The organism is Enterococcus sp. DIV2453a (assembly GCF_050533535.1).
In the GTDB taxonomy this organism is placed as follows: domain Bacteria; phylum Bacillota; class Bacilli; order Lactobacillales; family Enterococcaceae; genus Enterococcus; species Enterococcus faecalis.
Genome location: NZ_CP172899.1, coordinates 910,001 through 928,822, shown reverse-complemented (window position 1 = coordinate 928,822; position 18,822 = coordinate 910,001). Strand labels below are relative to the sequence as shown.

The following is an 18,822-nucleotide window of genomic DNA, read 5'->3' as shown; positions in this document are numbered from 1 at the left end:
TGATGTTCTCCTATTCATTATAGCCTTGAGGATGTTTCACATGCCATTGCCAAGCGGTGGCGATAATATCCTTGACCTCAGTTACTTCTGGTTGCCAGCCTAAAACTCGTTTGGCTTTTTCACTAGAAGCAATCAACGTACTAGGATCCCCTGCTCGGCGTGGGGCGATTGTCGCAGGAATTTCTTGACCTGTCACTTCGCGTGCAGCATCTAACATTTCTTTAACAGAATAGCCGTTGTTGCTTCCCAGGTTAAAGACGTCACTTTCGCCGCCATTTTTCAAATATTCTAAAGCCAAAATATGTGCTGCAATCAAGTCTTCAATGTAAACATAATCTCGAATGCACGTGCCATCTGGTGTATCATAATCATCCCCAAAAATACTTAGCTCTGCTCGTTGGCCTAATGCCACTTGTAAAATAATTGGCACAATATGCGTTTCTGGCGTGTGATCCTCACCAATTGAGGCATCTTTTTTTGCTCCTGCAACATTAAAATAACGCAAAGCAACATATTTCATTCCATAAGCGTTGTCGCACCATTTCATGATTTTTTCCATCATTAATTTACTTTCCCCATACGGATTTTTAGGATTCGTTGGGGTTTCTTCTGTAATAGGCATTGCTTTTGGTTCGCCATAAGTGGCCGCTGTGGAAGAAAAAACAATGTGTTTCACCCCGAATTCTTGCATGACTTCCAAGGCAATTTGAGTGCCGTGAACATTGTTATTGAAATACATTAACGGTTTCTCCACGGATTCTCCTACTAAAGAATTGGCCGCAAAGTGTAACACCCCTTCAATTGATTCCTTTTCAAAGACACTACGTAAAAAAGCTTTATCACGAATATCGCCTTCATAGAAAGTCGCTTGTTCATGAACTGCTGCACGATGCCCCGTTAATAAATTATCAACAACCACAACGGTATAGCCTTTTGAAATTAATTGATCGACGGCATGTGAGCCAATGTAGCCTGCGCCACCTAATACTAAAATAGACATTTAAAGCCTTCCTTTCTAAAATAACTTTCTGGCACCGTCATCAATTGATGCAGGATAAAAATCAGCAGCATAGCCAATTTTATCTTGATAACTCTGGCCAACAGCTTCAATAAATGCATCTATATTTTGCTTTGGTACCAAAGCAATACTACAACCGCCAAACCCTGCACCAGTCATCCGTGCGCCCAAAACGCCTGGTTGTTCTTGCGCACAAACCACTAAGGTATCCAACTCAATGCCAGTTACTTCGTAATCTTCTTTTAGCGAACGATGTGAGGCATTTAATAATAAGCCAAATTCTTCCAAATCCCCTTCAGTTAGCGCTTGTTTTGCCAATAAAGTTCGTTCATTTTCTGTGACGGCATGACGCGCTCGTTTAATCAACGCTGGATCTCCAATCAATGCTTGATATTGTTCAAATGTCTCGCTGTCTAATTCACCTAAAAATTCAATAGATAACTCTTTTTGAAGCAAACGAACGGCTTCTTCGCATTCTGCACGACGTTCATTATATTTTGAATCTGCTAATTCACGACGTTTGTTAGTATTCATAATAACAATCGTATACTCACCTAATTTGGCGGGAACCATTTCATAGTGCATATTATTGGTATCTAGTAGAATAGCTTGATCTTTTTCTCCCATCCCTACGGCAAATTGGTCCATAATTCCCGAATTAACGCCAATGAATTCATTCTCCACTTTTTTACCGATTTGCACCAATTCAAGCATTGGACAGTGTAAAGCATATAAATCATTACAGATCGTTCCCATTAAAAGTTCAATAGAAGCAGAAGAAGACAAGCCAGCACCATTAGGAATCGTACCGTAGAAGAGCACATCTAAGCCAGAATCAATATTGTGTCCGCTTTCAATCAAGTAATTTAAAACGCCTTTAGGATAATTTGCCCAATCATCCGAATCTGAATAGGTTAAATCTTCTAATGAAAATTCGATGAGACCAACCTCTTTAAAATTATCAGAAAACATTCGAATTTTTTGGTCGTCTCTTTTTCTTGCCACACCAAATGTCCCTAAAGTAATAGCCGCTGGGAAAACATGACCGCCATTGTAATCTGTATGTTCACCAATCAAATTAATTCTTCCAGGGGCAAAATAACAGGCTGTCCCTTTCTCACCAAATATTTCTACAAATCGATTCATTAACAGTTCTTCCATCACTAATCGCTCCTTTCACTAGTAAACAAATTGTATAATATTTACTAAACTTTTGCAAATATTTACTTAACATTTTCTTGATTGTCATTTTGATTGAAAACGTGTACAATACAATTAAATAAAGATTTATTTTCTTAGCGTTTCTTTTTGACTATTTAAATAATCTAAACAACAAAGTTAAATTTACTAAATATTTACTTAAAGGAAGGATTGATTATTTTGACTATTTCAACTGAATCATTTGGACAAGGAATGCTTCTTTACACACTGACGAATAAAAATGGTGTGACTTTAAAAGCAACAGATTTTGGTGCGCGAATTGTTGCGCTCGACGTTCCTCTTACAAAAAATGAATCCCGATCACTCGTGCTAGGCTTTCCCTCAGCAGATGAATATTTGTCTAAAGACGTATATTTTGGTGCAACAATTGGTCGAACAGCTGGCCGAATTGCCGATGGCTCCTTTGAACTAGCGGGTAAAACGTATCAAACGATGATTAATACTCCTACTCAAACAACACTTCACGGTGGCACACCTGGGTTTGAAAGTAAAAAATGGCACAGCGAAATCCAAGAGGCACAAGCAAATCCTTCTGTGAAATTTTGGCTAGAGAGTCCTGCTGGTGAAAATGGTTTTCCTGGAAATCTCACTGTTTCAGTCACGTATACATTGACTGAAGAAAATGAATGGCAAATTGAGTATCAGGCAACTACAGATGAACAAACACTTTTTAATCCAACCAATCATGTCTACTTTAATTTAACTGGAAATCCTACAATCCCCATTGATGCGCATGAGTTACAAATAAATGCCCAAAAGTTTGTCCCGCTTGATGAAAGAGTTTTACCGCTTGGAGAATTAGCTTCCGTCGACCAGACAGCTTTTGATTTACAAAAACCTAAAAAATTAGCTGAGGTTTTTTCAAGTAACGATGAACAAATCCAAAAGATGAACGGCTTCGATCACCCTTTCATCTTAACCAATCATGATTTAATTAACCCAGATGTTATCTTAAAAAGTCCAACTAAAGATATCACCTTAGAGATGTTCACTGATCAACCTTCAGTTGTTATTTTTTCAGCAAATTTTGCTGATAACGGTCCCGATATTCAAGGGCAAAAATTAGTCAATCACGGAGCGCTCACATTTGAAACCCAAGTCTGTCCTGGTGCTGAAAGATTTCCGTTGTTCGGTTCTATCACCCTCTTACCTGAACAGGAATTTCACTCAACGACCCGTTTCAAACTAATTTATTAAGTGAAAAGATGCTCTTAACCAAGCTTATCTTCGAACTAAAAAAGATAAGAATGGTTAAGAGCACTTCTATTATTTGACATTTTTAATCGCTCCATTTACACTATTTTCAATTAGAAAGGCGGTGATGTCTATGTATGCAATCAAATTTTTTCATGGCTATTTAACTGCAGATGGTAAACGTACGCGAGATAAATCAGGTTGTTTAGTTTACCACTCTGAAAAAGAAGCACAAAAATTAGCAGATAAAATTGGCGGGAGAGTTAAAAAAATTGGATAACCTTAGGTAAAGGATAGATAAGCAAGGCTATTTTGCTATCTATCCTTTTTTATTTTACATATTCCTCGACTTATTGTATTGATTTGATACAATAGAGAAAAAGCCTAAAGGAGCGCTTACATGAAACAAAATGACTTTGATTATATGCAAATGTTAAAAGGTGAATTATATTACGCCCCCACCATTTTACCCGAAAACAAATCAACAAAAGGCAAGGTGTTAGCTCAAAAAATCAATCAACTTCCTATCGATAATGTGAAAGAAATTGTGGCCCTAGAAAAAGAATTATTAGGAAAAACTGGCAATGAGTTATATATCACCCCACCCCTCCATGTAGATTACGGTCGCCATATTGAGGTAGGAGAAAATTTTTATGCAAATATGGATTGCATTTTTTTAGATGTAAACAAAATCATCTTCGGTGATAATGTCATGGTTGGCCCTCGTGCTAGTTTTTATACTGCCGGCCATCCAATTGATCCAACGATTCGAACTGCAGAATTAGAATTCGGGACGCCAATTATTGTTGAAGATAACGTGTGGAGTGGCGGCAGTGCCACCATTTTACCTGGCGTTACAATTGGAAAAAATGCTATTGTCGCTGCTGGTGCTGTGGTTACAAAAGACGTTCCTGCGAACACGATTGTTGGGGGTAATCCAGCAAAAGTCATTCGCAAAATTGATGAAAACGATCAGCAATTTTGGACAGAAAAGCAACGGCAGTATCAAATCGCTAAGAAGCAATTCTTTCATGAATAAAAAAGCCCCAATCCAATGAAAACAACGGATTGGGGCTTTTTTTAATCTTCTTCATAATAATTAAACATCCAATGGATGCCAAACTGATCTTTTAGGGAACCATACTTTTTGGACCAAAAAGTTTCAGATAATGGCATTGTAACAGTGCCACCTTCAGATAATCGTTTAAATAAGCGATCAATTTTTTCATCATCATCTGTGCTAACCACGAGCGAAAGGTTATTTCCTTCCGTAACTTCAAAACCAAACATATCAGGAACATCTGAAATCATTACATAGGTTCCTTCAATAATGATACTTGCGTTCATCACTAAATCCTTTATCTCGTCGCTTATAGGATGCTCAGGATCCTCAGGTGCTTCGCCAAAAGTCATTAAATTTTGACATTTTGTATCAAAAACATCTTCATAGAACGCAATTGCTTCTTTTGCTTCACCTTTAAAATTTATATACAGCTCTAACAAATGACTCACCTTCTTTCATGATCAAATTTTATACTTTATTTTCTCATGATTTGTCAGAAAGCAAAAATAGTCTGCTTAAAAATCTGATTTTTCTAGTAACAAGGTAACAAATTTTTCCAAATACAGTTGGTCAACCGCATCATAGCTATTTGTTACACCACTATCAATATCTAAAACACCGACCAATTGATGATTTTTTACCATCGGTACAACGATTTCAGACATCGCAGCTGAGTCGCAAGAAATATAATTGGCGTGTGTCTTCACGTTATCAACAATCAATGTAGCTTGTTTTTCCGCTGATTCACCGCAGACACCTTTGCCCATTTTAATTCTGGTACAAGAGACTTTCCCTTGAAAAGGCCCCAAAACTAATTCTTCATCTTTATATAAATAATACCCAGCAAAAACGGTATCTGGTAATGTTTGTGCAAGTAACGCGGACGAGTTTGCTAAATTTGCAATAGCATCCGTTTCTATTTCTAGCAAACCGCTCAATTGTTGTAAGCACAATTCGTAGGCTGCTTTTTTGTTTTCTCTCGTTTGTTCAGTCATGCTTGGTTCATCTCCTTCATTTTGTCTTATTATAAAGGAAGATACGCAAAAGTGCTATGTTAAAGTGAGTCAAACAAACTTGAAACGCTGATACACGTTGTGAGCAGAAGCACTTTATAAGGATTAAACTGTGACGAGTAACCGCTGGACTGACACTATGCGTCGCTCAGAGCTGAACCCTGTTTCCTCTGTTTGGCTTTTTAGCATTCTATTTCTACCTAATTTTAAAGCAAGTTAAACCCATTGTCCTTTCAACATAATCTGGCGTTTCTGTGGTTTTCTAGCAATCACTTCTGCTGTAGAAGCTGCTTCTGTAAAGATAAAGTTTGCTTCGTCGCCTTCTGTAAACCAAAGACGTTCTTCTTCAAATGAAAAAGGTGCTTCTTTGCCGCAGCCATGGACGTAAGCTTGAGTAAGTTGCTCTTCTGTAATCTTTCCTGTCATTTCACAAAAATTACGTAATTTTTCAAATAAATCACCTGAAACATTAGAACTCCAAGAGTCAAAAAAGCCATCACTACCTAAATGAACCGATACACCAGTTTGGCGTAACACATCAATTGGTGGCAATAAATAACGAGGATCATAGGGAATTGTAGACATAATCGCCGTTTGATGCGTTGCCAAGCGTTGGTATAGTTTTTCTTTTTCTGCTGGTCGTACATCTAGCAGCGCAAAGGCGTGACTGATAGCGGTTCGCTGAGTAAATTTTCGTTCTTCCAAAATGTCTAAAAATTTATCAATTGTATAAACACCCACTTCCCCCGTATCATGCAAGTGAATATCGATTCCTACTTGAAATTCTTCTGCCAGATCGAAAATGGTTTCTAAAGATTCTTCAATTGCATAATCAATGCCTGCAGGATCTAAACCGCCAACCATTGTTCCACCATTTTTTAGGGCTTCTCTCATGAGTAAAACCGTTTGGGGATTTTTTAATAATCCATGCTGTGGAAAGACAACAATATCATAATCAATCACATGCGCATATTTTTCTAAGGCTCTTTTGACGCCCCAGAAGTTTTCTAGTTCTACATAAGGATCAATGTTGACATGTGTCCGAATATAAGAGGCTCCATACCCAATCAATTTTTCAATCATGGCCGTCGCTCGTTGTTCTGTTGACGGCGCTAACAATTTAAGTTCACTGGCTTCGTCTGCTAAACGCTCTTTTAAATTCTTAACAGGTTGGCTAGCACGCCAGCCTAATGAAAGGTAGGTTTTATCTAAGTGGTTATGGCTCTCTTGAAAAGCGGGAATAGCCAGTTGTCCGTTTAAATCAGTTCCTTGTTGCTTTTCAGTGACTTGATTTTGCGGAATAATCGCTTGAATTTTGCCTTCTTGAATCGCTAAAGTATAGCGTGCGGTTTTAGTATACGTTAATTCGTGGTGGTCTTTAGCAAAACCAGTTTCTAAACGAACATTATTCAAATAAACAATGGATGCTGTCATTCTCTTTCCCCCTTTTGAACGGCTTCAACCAGTTGTCCTTTTAGTATCAGTTGTTGGATTGGCTGTTGGCGTGCAATCACGTGAGCAGTGCTCTCAGCATTAAATAGTAGGAAATCTGCAGAATCGCCGACGTTAGGCCAAACTCGCTGCCCGTTAGGATCAAGAGGCGTTACAAAATTACTCGCTAAGCCCCATAAACGATTCAAGCGATACTCATCGCTAATTTTAAATCTTTGAGCCGCTGTATTTAATTTTTCTATTGTATTGCCACTGCCAAAAGGCGACCAATGATCCGTCAAACTGTCATGAGCCACGGAGATCTTAACACCTTGTTCAACCAAGGTTGGAATCGGCATGGTGGGCATTCCAATCGGTACAGTCGAAGTCAAATCAATCCCTGTTTCGATGAATTTTTGCGCAATGTCTCTAATTGCTGCTTCTTCTAAGCTCCCCAAAGCTAAAGCATGACTTAAAGTAACTTTGCCAAACATTTTTGCTTGTTCTGTATAATCAACAAATTTATTAAATTCATAAAGTCCCAAAGTATCACGGGCGTGTAAATGAACATCAATTTTTTTATTAAATGTGGTAGCTAATTCAAATATTTTTGCGATTGAATGATCCACATGACGATCCACAAGGGCTGGATCAACGCCGCCGACATGAGTTGCCCCCATGCGTAAGGCTTCGCGCATCAAAGGTTCGACTTGTGAGCGGAGTAATCCGTGTTGAGGAAAAGCCACAATTTCATGAGTAATGTATTGTTCATATCGACTAAATGCTTCTTTAGTGATTTCAATATGTTTCGTTCCAATAGATGGATCTACATTACAATGACTGCGAATATGATAATGGCCTTGTTGAATATACTGCTCAATAACTTGGCAAGCACGTTCTAAACTAGTTGGTAATTGTTCAGGTAACAGCCAAGTTTCTTCTTCAATACGTGTTAAAATTCCTTTCGTTAGTGGACGACAGGCCTTCCAAGGTCCCCCAAAATACGTTTTATCAATATGAATATGCATTTCTCTTAGAGCAGGTAAAACGAGTTGCTGATTCACATCGATAACTGTTTCGCTCTCTAAAGGCCTTAACTGCGGTGCGACCGCAGTACAGACCTCGTTTTCAATTCGAATATCATAGCTAGCTGTTTCTGTCGCAACAATTCGCTGATTCACAGTAGAAAATCCTGTTTCTAATTTACAGTTTTTTAAAAGCATGACAAACCCCTTCCTACCTTCATTCAATTAGTTAACATAAGCCCATTTTAAACTGTACGTAGGTCCAAATGAATGCCAATACAGATCCTTGATTTTTTGATTAGCTAATACAGAAATGCTTCGATTGTAGATTGGTGCTAAAACCGTTTCCTGATTCACCAAAATATCTTGTGCTTGAGCAAAGTCATTTAAACGAGCCTCTTGATCAGCCGCATGTGTTGTTCTAGTCTCTTGGATTAATTGATCATACGTATCACTCTTGAACGTTACGCCGCCCAAGGTACTATCCGAAGTAAAAATGCGCATAACTGTTAATGGATCACGATAATCGGTTCCCCAACCAGATAATTCTAAATCATAGTCTCTCGTTTGATCACGATCAACACGAATAGTAAAAGGAACTTGAGTAACATTCACTTCTAATCCGTCTAGATTTTCTTCCAATTGAAATTGGAAAAACTCAGCAGCTTTTTTGGCGCTGTCTGTATCATCTGTTAAAAATTCTAATTTGATTTTATCCAGCCCAATTTCTTTTTTCCCTTTTTCCCAGAATTCTTTTGCTTTCGCTGTATCGTAGGTTAAGTAGTTATTTTTCTTAGCAGCTAGTTTTGTGAAATCTGTTCCATCTGGCGCAATCGTTTGTCCCGGCGGAATTACTTGATCTGTGGCCGTTGATTGATCTTGCAAGACTTCTTTTACAAAACTTTCTTTATCAAAAGCTTGTGCCAACGCTTTACGAATATTGTTGTTCGCTAAAGCCGGATTTTCTTTTCCATCACGAACACTGTTCATTTTTAAAAAGTATGTGACGAATTGAGGAATTGAAAGAAAGGCTGGATTATCAACATAACCAGGAATAAATTCACCACTTAGCTTATTCACTACATCCAATTCATTCGAGTCAAACAAATTCACCGCTGTCGTTGGGCTCTTAATTACTGAAACTTTTGCTTCTGTTAATTTAACTTTTTCAGCATCCCAATACGTATCATTTTTTTCGTAGGTCCAGTCATCGGAAGAGGCATTATCCCATTCTTTCAATTTAAAAGGACCATTATAAATCAAATGTTCTGCATCAGTGGCATATTTATCCCCTTGTTCTTTGATATATTTTTCATTTTGCGGAAACAAAACAGGAAACGAAAGCAAAGATTTCAAATAAGGGGTGGGCCGTTCTAAAGTTATTTCTAACGTTTTATCATCTAGCGCCTTAACCCCAAGAGTATTCACATCTGCGCCTTCTAAAGCAATTTCCTTAGCATTTTTAATGACATCAAAAAATAAAGCTTGATGAATCGATCCTGATTTAGGGGAAGCAACTTGTTGCCATGCATAAACAAAGTCGTTTGCTGTTACTGGATCATCATTCGACCATTTGGCATCTTCTCTAATCTTAAATGTATAAACGGTTTCATCTTCAGAAATCGCTGGTTCTTCGGCAGCGACCCCCAACTCTAATTCATCGTCTTTACCTAAAACATAGAGTCCTTCATAAACTTGATTCATGACTAAAGTCGAGGTCGTATCCCCCGCTGTGTGTGGTTCCATTGTCGAAATAGCCGCTTCAGAACTAATTGCAATTTTTTGTTCCGCTGCTTTGTTACTATCAGCCGAGTTTCCCGTTCCCGCCTGACAAGCCGTTAAAGCTAAAAGCAAACCGACGCATCCTAACATTTTTAATTTTTTCATACCGATCCCTCCATTTTACAAACTATAACCTTCAAAGTTACCAGAATTTTCTGATAAAATATAGAAAAAGAAGCATATCTGATAAGAGTCTCAAAAAACTTACAGATTATAGAAATACTTGAGAAATTTAAAGTAGCTGAAACAATAGTAAAAGCATTAAAAATTAAGTATACTATTGCTATATCTTTAAACAATGCGTTTCTATAGGTTGTAAGCGCTGATTGTTCTTATTTGGTCACTTGTGACTACCAATCACGTGATGACTTGGAACTTTTTTCTATTAGTATAAGGATACCTTATTTTCCCTAAAATAGTTTTGTAACATCTTACAATAAATACACTTAATTTTTAGATAATTCATACAAAAGGAGGCCTTGCTAATGATGACGGTCAATGATCTACTCCATGCAGAAGAACTACCTGGTTTAACCTTATTGACGCACGAGACCAATTTAGATGCGCCAATTCTACAAGCAAATATTTTAGAAAATCCTGATGCTTTTGACTGGTTAACGCCAGGAGAAATTTTATTAACTACCGGCTATATTTTCAAAGATCAGCCTTGCTTGCAAAAACGTCTTATTCAAGAACTAGCAAATATGAACTGCGCTGCTCTAGGCTTTAAAGTCCAACGCTATTTCAATGAAGTTCCACAAGAGATGATCCAATTAGCGAATGACGTCGGATTACCAATTCTCTCAATCCCTTATAATTACAACTTTTCTCAAATTATTTCATTGGTCAATCGCCGAGTCAATCAACCTGACGAAACGATTAGCCAACATTCTGTTCATATGCATAATAAATTTTATACAATTATCAAAGCTGGCGGAAAAAGTACCCAATTACTAGAAGTATTAAGTGCCGCGATTCAAGCGCCTGTAATGCTTTTAGACGAGCGTTTTCAGATTATGAATCATTTTGATTTACCTGATGCGCCAACAAGAATCACCAGTATTTTAAACAACGCGACTCTCAAAAAACAGTTTGAGACAGCTTTAAAAGCCCAGAACAATGAGCTACTATTATTTTATAAAGAACCATTGACTGTTGAATTTTCCTTAGCGAACCATCAGTTATCTTTGCGAATTTTACCCATCAAAAAGAAAAATCTCAGCTTATCTTACTTAGTGATTTGGCAAACTACCAAAAAATTACAGACGATTGATTTATTATCTGTGGAGGTCTGTGCTCACTACCTTTTACCACAACTTCAATTAGAATCTTCGGAAAATTTAACAACGAGGCAAAAGATCGGGGCGCTGTTTCAAGACCTTATCCAAGAAAAAAATACCAATCCTCAAGCTTGGCAAGAATTTAGTAATTATCTGCAATTAAATGAAAAAGATACATTTAGTCTCTTGCTTGTAGCCATTGAACAATTGGAACAACTGTTTAATCCGACTATTCAAATGAATAGCATTGGCCATCAATTGAATCATATTTTAGAAGGATATCGACAAAAAATTACTGCCTTTCCTACACAAACTGGCTTTATTTTATTACTAGAAAATCCAGCGCAAGAGGAAGCCACCTACCTTGCACAAACCACTCATCTTGCCAAGAATTTACTAGAGCAACTAATGAAACTGAATCCAAAATTATCATTTAAATTAGCGATTGGTCCAACTGTCAAGAAAATCACCAATCTGTGTGATTCTTATAAATTAGCACAAGAAACATTCCACTTAGCACAAGCAAGTCAAGAATTACAACAACGAACTATTTTGAATTATGACGACCTCTTTTTTTATCGTTTAATGATCGAAACCCTGACCAAACAAGCCAAACAAAAAATATATCAACGATTGATTGCACCATTAGAAAAAGAAGATCAAAAACATGAAAGTTCCCTACTAGAAACCATCAACACCTACTTTCAATCGAATAAAAATATTTCGTTGACTGCCACAAATATGTATGTACATCGTAATACAATTATTTACCGCTTAAAAAAAATAGAAGAGATTCTTCACTTAACTTTAGAATTTCCTGATAGTTCGCTACAACTAAGTTTGGCTGTTTATTTATATAAACAAAAATTACTATAAAAAGGCCACCACGAATAGTAAATCGTGGCGGCTTTTTTAACTGTTTCAATTTTGTTAGCGAATAATCATTACAGAAATTGGTGCATATCGAGCCATATAAGCTGCTTGGCTACCAAAAAAGCTTTTTAATTTGCTAGTTGACTTGGAGCCAATAATTAACAAATCTGGTTTATTCAAAGGAATAAGCTTATTAATAATTAATTCTCCTGGGTTCCCTTCATTGACAATTACACTTACTTTATCGATGCCATTCGCTAACGCTTCTTGTTGATATTTTTCCGTTTGTTTCTCTAATTTCGCCAACTGTTCTTGCCAATAATTTTTATCTAACGATTGGTAAACATTAATCTCTTTCTCTTCTAAAATCGAAACAATAACCAATTCAGCTTGTTCTTCTTTTGCTTTTTGGATAGCATAATGAAATGCTTTTAACGCATCTGGCGACTCTTCAACACCAACCATAATTTTTGAAAATTTCATTATTTAACCTCCTCTACTTGTTGCTCCATAGCTGCAAGCTGCTGTGCATATCGTTTATCGCCTTTATATAATTCCACAACCGTCCAAACTAACAAGAGGATGACGAGTGCTATGATGACATAGGCAATATTATCGGCTAACGTAATTTGACTCGCTGTCGGATTATCACCGAAAAATCCTTCAATTTGATCAGGTAAGCCTTTCATATTGAGGTAAATTAAGCCAATGACAGAAACCCAGCCTAACAATTTAATTAACCACGAGTTTTTAAAATGTTCACCCATTTCAACACGGCTATCTGTAAACATCAGTAAAGGCAACATAGAAAATGGCAAAGCAAATGCTAGAAAAACTTGTGAATTGTTCATTAAATTATTAATCGCGATATGCTCTTCCACTGTACTTTTCCCGCTGGTCATTAAAACACAGATTAAGACAGGAATAACAGATAACAAACGTGTGACCATCCGACGTAACCAAATTGGCACACGCATATGAATAAACCCTTCCATAATGATTTGACCAGTTAACGTTCCTGTAATTGTTGAATTTTGTCCTGATGCCAATAAGGCTACCGCAAATAAAATCGATAAAATTCCAGAACCTGCAATATGCGCTAAAATAGAATTACTCATAACCGCTGGATTTGATAAAGCATCAAACAAACCAAAGAATGAAGGATCTTTGACACTACCGGATTTAAAAACGGCCACACCCATAATCAATAACAAAGAGTTAACAAAAAATGCCATCGTTAATTGAATATTAGAATCCCAAGTTGAAAAACGTAAAGCGCGTTGAATATCGGTTTTATCTTTACGATCAATTTTACGACTTTGTACAACAGAAGAATGTAAATACAAATTATGAGGCATCACTGTTGCACCAATAATCCCCAATGCACCTGTCAGTGGCGTTTGCCCATTCACCGCATGTGATGTAGAAAAAGCTTCTGCGCTAGGAACCAGCCCTTTAATTACATCTCCCCATACTGGATTTGACAATGCCACTTGATAAGCAAAAATCACAAAAATAACAACAATTAAAGCAACAACAATAGCTTCAATTTTTCTAAAACCAATTTTTGTCAATAACAACAAAAGTAAAACATCAAATACCGTAATGAAGACAGCCAGACCTAAAGGAATATGAAATAATAAATATAAGGCAATTGCGCCCCCGATAACTTCAGCGATATCTGTAGCCATAATTGCTAACTCTGTTAAAATCCATAATACAATACCTAACGTCTTACTAGTTCTAGCACGAATCGCTTGTGCTAAATCCATCTGTGAAACAATGCCTAATTTAGCAGCCATATATTGGAGCAACATTGCAATCAAACTGGAAATTAAAATAATCGACATCAATAAATATTGAAAATTTTGTCCCCCAGTAATTGAAGTAGACCAGTTTCCTGGATCCATATACCCCACTGCTACCAATGCTCCTGGACCTGAGTAAGCAAATAACGTTTTCCAAAAACTCATATTTTTAGGCACGTCGATGGTGCCATTAATTTCTTCAAGCGAAGGACCATTTGCATATTCAATCAAATGATGTCTTTGCTTTGGTTCATGTTCTTCTGAATTTTTCAATTCAATTCCTTCTTTCGTTTTGCAATAATTTTAAAAGGCCCTTCCCATTAGATGGTTAACCTCTAATATATTTTAGGTACACCTAAAATATACTGCTAAAAATAACAAAATGCAAGACTTGAAAGAAAATTTTGACAGTGTAAAAATAGATTGTCGTAAATGTGCGGTCTTAAAGTTTGAAGAAATCAGGATAGCTGGTAGTTGATTATCTTAAGAAGTAGAAAATAAGGGACCTAAGTCATTTCGGCTTAGGTCCCTTATTTTATTTTTATTCGGTTATTCTATTAAGAATGGATGCTACAATTTCTGTCGTGTCAGCTGAATGATTTCTAAAAATCTCGGTAAACTGAATCTGACGAAAACCTTCAAGTACTTCGGGCAACTTATTTTTCCCCCATTCAAAAGTTCCATCATTTCTTTTCAATAATCTCTGTAAAATTTCTTCTTTCTCGACCGCTAACAAAAAATGATAAACGTCAATGCCTGCTCGTCTCAGATATCCAATCAGCTCTTCTTCATATTCATTTTTATAAAGGGTCATTGGAACAATAATCGGCCGTCCAGACTCTTTGGACATTCGTTTTAATAAATGAGCATTCCAGCAACGCCATTCCTGATACTCTTGAAAATCATTTTCTTTCATTTCTTCGGGAACTAGCTCCATCAATGCACTACCAATAATTTCTGGATCATAAATGATTGCATTGGGAAGTTTTTGTTGTAACTCATGTGCAATGGTCGTTTTTCCGGCTCCAAACGCACCGTTTAACCAAATAATCATCATAATTTCCTTTCTTCTGAACAAATTTCTTTGTTGTTTAATTTAGGTGCTAGATTACTTTTAATTTTTTTAGCCATTCACTTATAGTTACTACTTACATCTTTAACAGTAAACGAGACAAACTAAAAATACAACATCCTACGCTATTAACCTCGGGTTACATAACATACTCATCTGATAATTTCTCCCTAAAAAAACAGAATGTGGGCAATCTTTTTAAGAATCATTGAATAGAATAACAACAAACAGTAATTCAGGTATAACCAGCTAGAAATTGTTTTATTTTTAGTCACGAGTATGATAAGCATGTAAATCAAATAGAATCATATTAGGTGAGGTTACTCTGAAGAACACAGGTTATCGCTCGGAAATGTCGAGAGACAGTAACGAGTAAAGCAGGGATTGTCGAATTAAGGCTTTCCTAAGATAACTAGAATTTTTTTCTTACGTCTCAGAAAGCCAAAGCTCAATTATTGTGATTACCCTATAATCTTCTTCTTTTATTCGGCGACCTCTTTAATATGATTAATTGGAGGTTTTTAAATTGAAAGCTGTCACTGCATCATCTAAGAAAAATACCCTACTTGCTAAAAGTATCGGGAATCTTACCTTACTCATCATTTTAGGCATTTTCATTTTTATCATCGTCTTCTCTTGGCTAAAAATGAATCGCCCTCTTCACACCCTTCCCTCAGAAGAATTCCTCGCAACACCAAGTAAAACAGATGATTTCTTATCTCCATCAAATCTTTTTTACTTTTCAATTCGAACCATGTTTCGAATGATTGTGGGTATGGCTTGGTCCTTCCTGTTTTCCTTTGTTTTTGGTATTTTAGCCGTAAAATATAAAACGGCACGAAGAGTCATTTTACCATTAGTTAATTTCCTTGAATCTGTTCCATTACTAGGCTTTTTAACCTTTACAACTGCTTGGTTACTTGGTTTATTTCCAGGAAATGTGATGGGCGCAGAAGCGGTTGCTATTTTTGCCATCTTCACAGGTCAAGCTTGGAACATCATGTTGACTCTTTATCAAATAATGGAAGTTATTCCTTCAGATCTAGTCAATGTGACCGATCAGTTCAAGTACAATGCTTGGGAAAAATTTTGGCGTCTTGAATTTGTTTACTCAATTCCTGGCTTACTTTGGAACGTTATTATTTCTCAAACTGCGGCTTGGTTTGCCTTGGTGGCTAGTGAGCAAGCTTCTGTTGCCTTTCCTAAAGAAACCAACCTTTATTTACCAGGAATTGGTTCTTATATCCAAGTAGCATTAAATCGAGCCGACTTTAAATCCTGTTTATGGGCTGTTTTTGCCTTATTAATCAATGTGGTGATTTTAAACTTTTTAGTCTTTCAACCTTTAGTTCGAGCCACTTATTATTTTAAATATGAAACAGATGTCGAAAGTACGACGCCACCTAAATCCATCATTTATCATTTATTAAAAAAAGCAACTTTAACGAAATACTTTTCAAAAGCTTTTGTGAAATTCAGTCATTTTTGGATTTACGATTTACCAAAAGTTTGGTACTTTTTCAAGCTAGACTATCTCTATCGATTACTAGCAAAATTACGCCATTTCTTCAAAACATTATGGTATGTCAGCTTAACCATTGTCGGGGTTTATTGTTCTATTAAGCTCTATCATTTTTTGCCCCATCAAGATTTCAGCATGATTCCAAGATTAACCCTTTATACTACGCTACGGGTTACCTTGGCTATGGTCGTTGCTGGCATTCTCTTTACTCCCTTAGCAATCTGGGTTGCGAATGATAATCGGCGCTTAAGTATCGTTCAACCGATTGGACAAATTTTAGGCTCCATTCCGTCAAATGTTTATACTCCATTCATTGTGTTGATTATTAGTATGGGCTTCAACAAATTAGAATGGTGGATTTTACCACTCATCATGGTTGGTTGCCAATGGTATTTTTTCTTTAATGTAATTGCTGGCTACTTAGCCATCCCTGATGATATTCGTGACGTAACCAAACTTTTTAAATTATCTAAATGGCAATGGTGGACAAAATTTTTGATCCCTTCTATTTTACCTTACCTCATTACAGCAATTATTAACGCTGCTGGTGCTGCTTGGAACGCTGATATCGCAGCAGAAAGCATTCAATGGGGAAAAAAATCAATAGATGTTACTGGCCTAGGACAATATATTGCGGCAAACGATGGTGTAAAAGATAAATCTGCCTTAGGAACCTTAGCGATGTGTTTCGTTGTTGGTTTATGTATCGCCTTTGTTTGGCAACCTTTATATCGAGCAGCAAAACAAAAATTTCACTATTAATAGCTGGACGACTCAACTCGACTAAATTTTTAAGATAAACTAGAGAGGAGAACGATAGGTGATTTCCCTTTGCCTATCTAATAAGACGATGGAAAATAAAGAATTATTAAGCATAAAATCAGTATATAAAGAATTTGAAATTGAAGGACATTCAGAACATTTAAAAGTCCTTGAAAATATTGATTTAACGGTTAAAACGAATGAATTTTTAAGTATTATCGGACAATCAGGAACAGGAAAATCAACGTTGCTCAGAAGTATCGCTGGACTTCTTCGTACAACTAGAGGTGAAATTACTTTTGAAGATAAAATCATTAATGAGCCTGATGCCAATATCGGCATGGTTTTTCAACATTTTGCCCTTTTTCCTTGGTTGACAGTTGAAAAAAATATCAGCTTTGGCTTAGAAAACCGTAAAGAAATTTCCCGTGAACAAATAAATAAAAGAGTCAGTAATCTCATTGAAATGATTGGTTTAACTGGTTTTGAAAAAGCATATCCCAGAGAGTTATCTGGTGGAATGAAACAGCGTGTAGGCTTTGCTCGTGCTTTAGCCATCGAACCTAGCTTATTGCTCTTAGACGAACCTTTTTCAGCTTTAGATATCATTACAGCCAGCCAATTATCCAACGATTTATTAGAAATTTGGTTAAACAATCAAATTGCGACTAAATCAATTGTAATGATCACGCATGACGTTCAACAAGCAGTCCAACTTTCTGATCGGGTTGTATTAATGGATGCAAATCCTGGTCGTATTGCCAAAATTTACTCAATCGATATCCCCAGAAATCAACGTTCGCCAAAAACAACCATTGATATTGTAGAACAAATAACAGAAGAAATGGTTCGTCGCATTCATTTGTAAATAGAACTGTTTTGACTTCTGCTTATGTCTTGACAAAGAGTTACTTAAAAGACTATTATTTCTTTGTAATAAGTTAGGTGAGGCTCCTATACAAACATAGGCTATTGCTCAGAAATGTCGAGAGACACCAATGAGTAGAACAAGACTGGTCGAGGAGAAGGCTTTTCTCAAAATAGCTAAGAGTGATCTTTACGTTGTATAGTGCTAAAGCTCAACGTTCATGTTGATGTATCTTTTTAGTCTCTAGTTAATCAGTTAAGTACTTTTATTTAAAATTAAGAGAGGAGTGAAAGTATGACTACTATGTTAGCAATCATTGGAACTGTTGCAATCATCACAGTTCAAGTTATTGAATATAATATGACAGAAATTCACATTCCTACTGCAGGAACATTTAATGACGATGATGCAGAACCCCCACATTCTTCTGTAACCCTTGTATTTATTCGCACTATACTTATCACTCTCTCACTTAACTTTCCATCTCATTTTTTTGAGATGGTTTTTTTATGTATTCGAGAAAATAATAAACAAAAAAGACTGTTAAATCAATGATTTAACAGTCTTTAGTATACCGGCGGCCGGGGTCGAACCGGCACTCCCGTGAAGGAACTGGATTTTGAGTCCAGCGCGTCTGCCAATTCCGCCACGCCGGCAAGATATTTTTGGAAGGCGGTAACCGGATTTGAACCGGTGATGAAGGTTTTGCAGACCTCTGCCTTACCACTTGGCTATACCGCCATATTCCATTTTTGTTACAAAAAAACTGGGGTAGCTGGATTCGAACCAACGCATGACGGAGTCAAAGTCCGTTGCCTTACCGCTTGGCTATACCCCAATAAAATTACAAAGGGCGACCGATGGGAATCGAACCCACGAATGCCAGAGCC

General features: G+C 36.8%; 17 protein-coding genes, 4 tRNA genes and 2 riboswitches (1 of these 23 running past the window's edge). Of the genes, 7 read left to right on the top strand and 14 right to left on the bottom strand.

The features are described from left to right. Nucleotides 1-10: 10 nt before the first annotated feature. Complete coding sequence (galE, locus tag IGK03_RS04705; RefSeq protein WP_010713547.1) at nt 11-1,000, bottom strand: UDP-glucose 4-epimerase GalE; 990 nt, start codon at nt 998-1,000, stop codon at nt 11-13. Between the two features lie 15 nt (nt 1,001-1,015). Further along, nucleotides 1,016-2,179, bottom strand: a complete 1,164-nt coding sequence (locus tag IGK03_RS04700) for a galactokinase (RefSeq protein WP_430602513.1) — start codon at nt 2,177-2,179, stop codon at nt 1,016-1,018. A 252-nt stretch (nt 2,180-2,431) separates the two neighbouring features. Between IGK03_RS04700 and galM the strand changes: the two genes are divergently transcribed. From galM to IGK03_RS04685, 3 genes are all read left to right on the top strand, one after another. Further along, nucleotides 2,432-3,436: a galactose-1-epimerase gene (gene galM, locus IGK03_RS04695; RefSeq protein ID WP_025192068.1), complete on the top strand. Its 1,005-nt coding sequence runs from the start codon at nt 2,432-2,434 to the stop codon at nt 3,434-3,436. A gap of 130 nt (nt 3,437-3,566) precedes the next feature. After that, nucleotides 3,567-3,713: a hypothetical protein gene (locus IGK03_RS04690; RefSeq protein ID WP_002384758.1), complete on the top strand. Its 147-nt coding sequence runs from the start codon at nt 3,567-3,569 to the stop codon at nt 3,711-3,713. 120 nt (nt 3,714-3,833) lie between these two features. After that, nucleotides 3,834-4,472 carry a sugar O-acetyltransferase gene (locus tag IGK03_RS04685; protein ID WP_430602511.1) on the top strand — a complete coding sequence of 213 codons (639 nt, stop codon included), beginning with the start codon at nt 3,834-3,836 and terminating at the stop codon, nt 4,470-4,472. 41 nt (nt 4,473-4,513) lie between these two features. Here the strand turns inward: IGK03_RS04685 and IGK03_RS04680 are convergent, their stop codons facing one another. The 5 genes from IGK03_RS04680 to IGK03_RS04660 form a co-directional block, all read right to left on the bottom strand. Further along, entirely contained in the window at nt 4,514-4,945 is a 432-nt protein-coding gene (locus IGK03_RS04680; protein ID WP_025192069.1) for a VOC family protein, read from the bottom strand. Between the two features lie 66 nt (nt 4,946-5,011). Next, nucleotides 5,012-5,491 (bottom strand): GAF domain-containing protein, encoded by a 480-nt coding sequence (locus IGK03_RS04675; protein WP_002360627.1) that lies wholly within the window; start codon nt 5,489-5,491, stop codon nt 5,012-5,014. 234 nt (nt 5,492-5,725) lie between these two features. After that, on the bottom strand, nt 5,726-6,943 hold the full coding sequence (locus tag IGK03_RS04670; protein WP_010815950.1) for an amidohydrolase: 1,218 nt from the start codon (nt 6,941-6,943) through the stop codon (nt 5,726-5,728). Then, a complete protein-coding gene (locus tag IGK03_RS04665; protein WP_016618214.1) occupies nt 6,940-8,190 on the bottom strand; it encodes an amidohydrolase family protein in 1,251 nt (416 codons plus the stop codon). The genes IGK03_RS04670 and IGK03_RS04665 overlap by 4 nt, the downstream gene beginning before the upstream one ends. Continuing rightward, nucleotides 8,191-9,852 carry a peptide ABC transporter substrate-binding protein gene (locus tag IGK03_RS04660; protein WP_002375252.1) on the bottom strand — a complete coding sequence of 554 codons (1,662 nt, stop codon included), beginning with the start codon at nt 9,850-9,852 and terminating at the stop codon, nt 8,191-8,193. A gap of 380 nt (nt 9,853-10,232) precedes the next feature. On the opposite strand from IGK03_RS04660, the gene IGK03_RS04655 reads away from it, so the two are divergent. Beyond that, on the top strand, nt 10,233-11,903 hold the full coding sequence (locus tag IGK03_RS04655) for a PucR family transcriptional regulator (RefSeq protein WP_025193339.1): 1,671 nt from the start codon (nt 10,233-10,235) through the stop codon (nt 11,901-11,903). Between the two features lie 54 nt (nt 11,904-11,957). Here IGK03_RS04655 and IGK03_RS04650 read toward each other — a convergent pair whose 3' ends face one another. The 3 genes from IGK03_RS04650 to IGK03_RS04640 form a co-directional block, all read right to left on the bottom strand. Beyond that, entirely contained in the window at nt 11,958-12,383 is a 426-nt protein-coding gene (locus tag IGK03_RS04650; protein ID WP_002358161.1) for a universal stress protein, read from the bottom strand. Then, complete coding sequence (locus tag IGK03_RS04645) at nt 12,383-13,981, bottom strand: Nramp family divalent metal transporter (protein ID WP_002382010.1); 1,599 nt, start codon at nt 13,979-13,981, stop codon at nt 12,383-12,385. The genes IGK03_RS04650 and IGK03_RS04645 overlap by 1 nt, the downstream gene beginning before the upstream one ends. A 268-nt stretch (nt 13,982-14,249) precedes the next feature. Beyond that, entirely contained in the window at nt 14,250-14,765 is a 516-nt protein-coding gene (locus tag IGK03_RS04640) for an AAA family ATPase (protein WP_031324135.1), read from the bottom strand. Nucleotides 14,766-15,079: 314 nt separating this feature from the next. Continuing rightward, nucleotides 15,080-15,247: riboswitch (M-box (ykoK) riboswitch) on the top strand. A gap of 44 nt (nt 15,248-15,291) precedes the next feature. On the opposite strand from IGK03_RS04640, the gene IGK03_RS04635 reads away from it, so the two are divergent. The 3 genes from IGK03_RS04635 (at nt 15,292) to IGK03_RS04625 (ending at nt 18,487) form a co-directional block, all read left to right on the top strand. Beyond that, nucleotides 15,292-17,064, top strand: a complete 1,773-nt coding sequence (locus IGK03_RS04635) for an ABC transporter permease subunit (RefSeq protein ID WP_033624889.1) — start codon at nt 15,292-15,294, stop codon at nt 17,062-17,064. An 88-nt stretch (nt 17,065-17,152) separates the two neighbouring features. After that, nucleotides 17,153-17,932: an ABC transporter ATP-binding protein gene (locus IGK03_RS04630; protein WP_002360638.1), complete on the top strand. Its 780-nt coding sequence runs from the start codon at nt 17,153-17,155 to the stop codon at nt 17,930-17,932. A gap of 62 nt (nt 17,933-17,994) precedes the next feature. Continuing rightward, a riboswitch (M-box (ykoK) riboswitch) is annotated at nt 17,995-18,162 on the top strand. A 64-nt stretch (nt 18,163-18,226) separates the two neighbouring features. Then, complete coding sequence (locus IGK03_RS04625; RefSeq protein ID WP_002358168.1) at nt 18,227-18,487, top strand: hypothetical protein; 261 nt, start codon at nt 18,227-18,229, stop codon at nt 18,485-18,487. A 17-nt stretch (nt 18,488-18,504) separates the two neighbouring features. Here the strand turns inward: IGK03_RS04625 and IGK03_RS04620 are convergent. The 4 genes from IGK03_RS04620 to IGK03_RS04605 all read right to left on the bottom strand — a co-directional run. Next, a tRNA-Leu gene (locus IGK03_RS04620) sits at nt 18,505-18,588 on the bottom strand. A gap of 14 nt (nt 18,589-18,602) precedes the next feature. After that, nucleotides 18,603-18,673 (bottom strand) — tRNA-Cys (locus IGK03_RS04615). A 25-nt stretch (nt 18,674-18,698) separates the two neighbouring features. After that, a tRNA-Gln gene (locus IGK03_RS04610) sits at nt 18,699-18,770 on the bottom strand. Between the two features lie 14 nt (nt 18,771-18,784). Further along, nucleotides 18,785-18,822, bottom strand: a tRNA-His gene (locus tag IGK03_RS04605) (it continues 35 nt past the right edge of the window).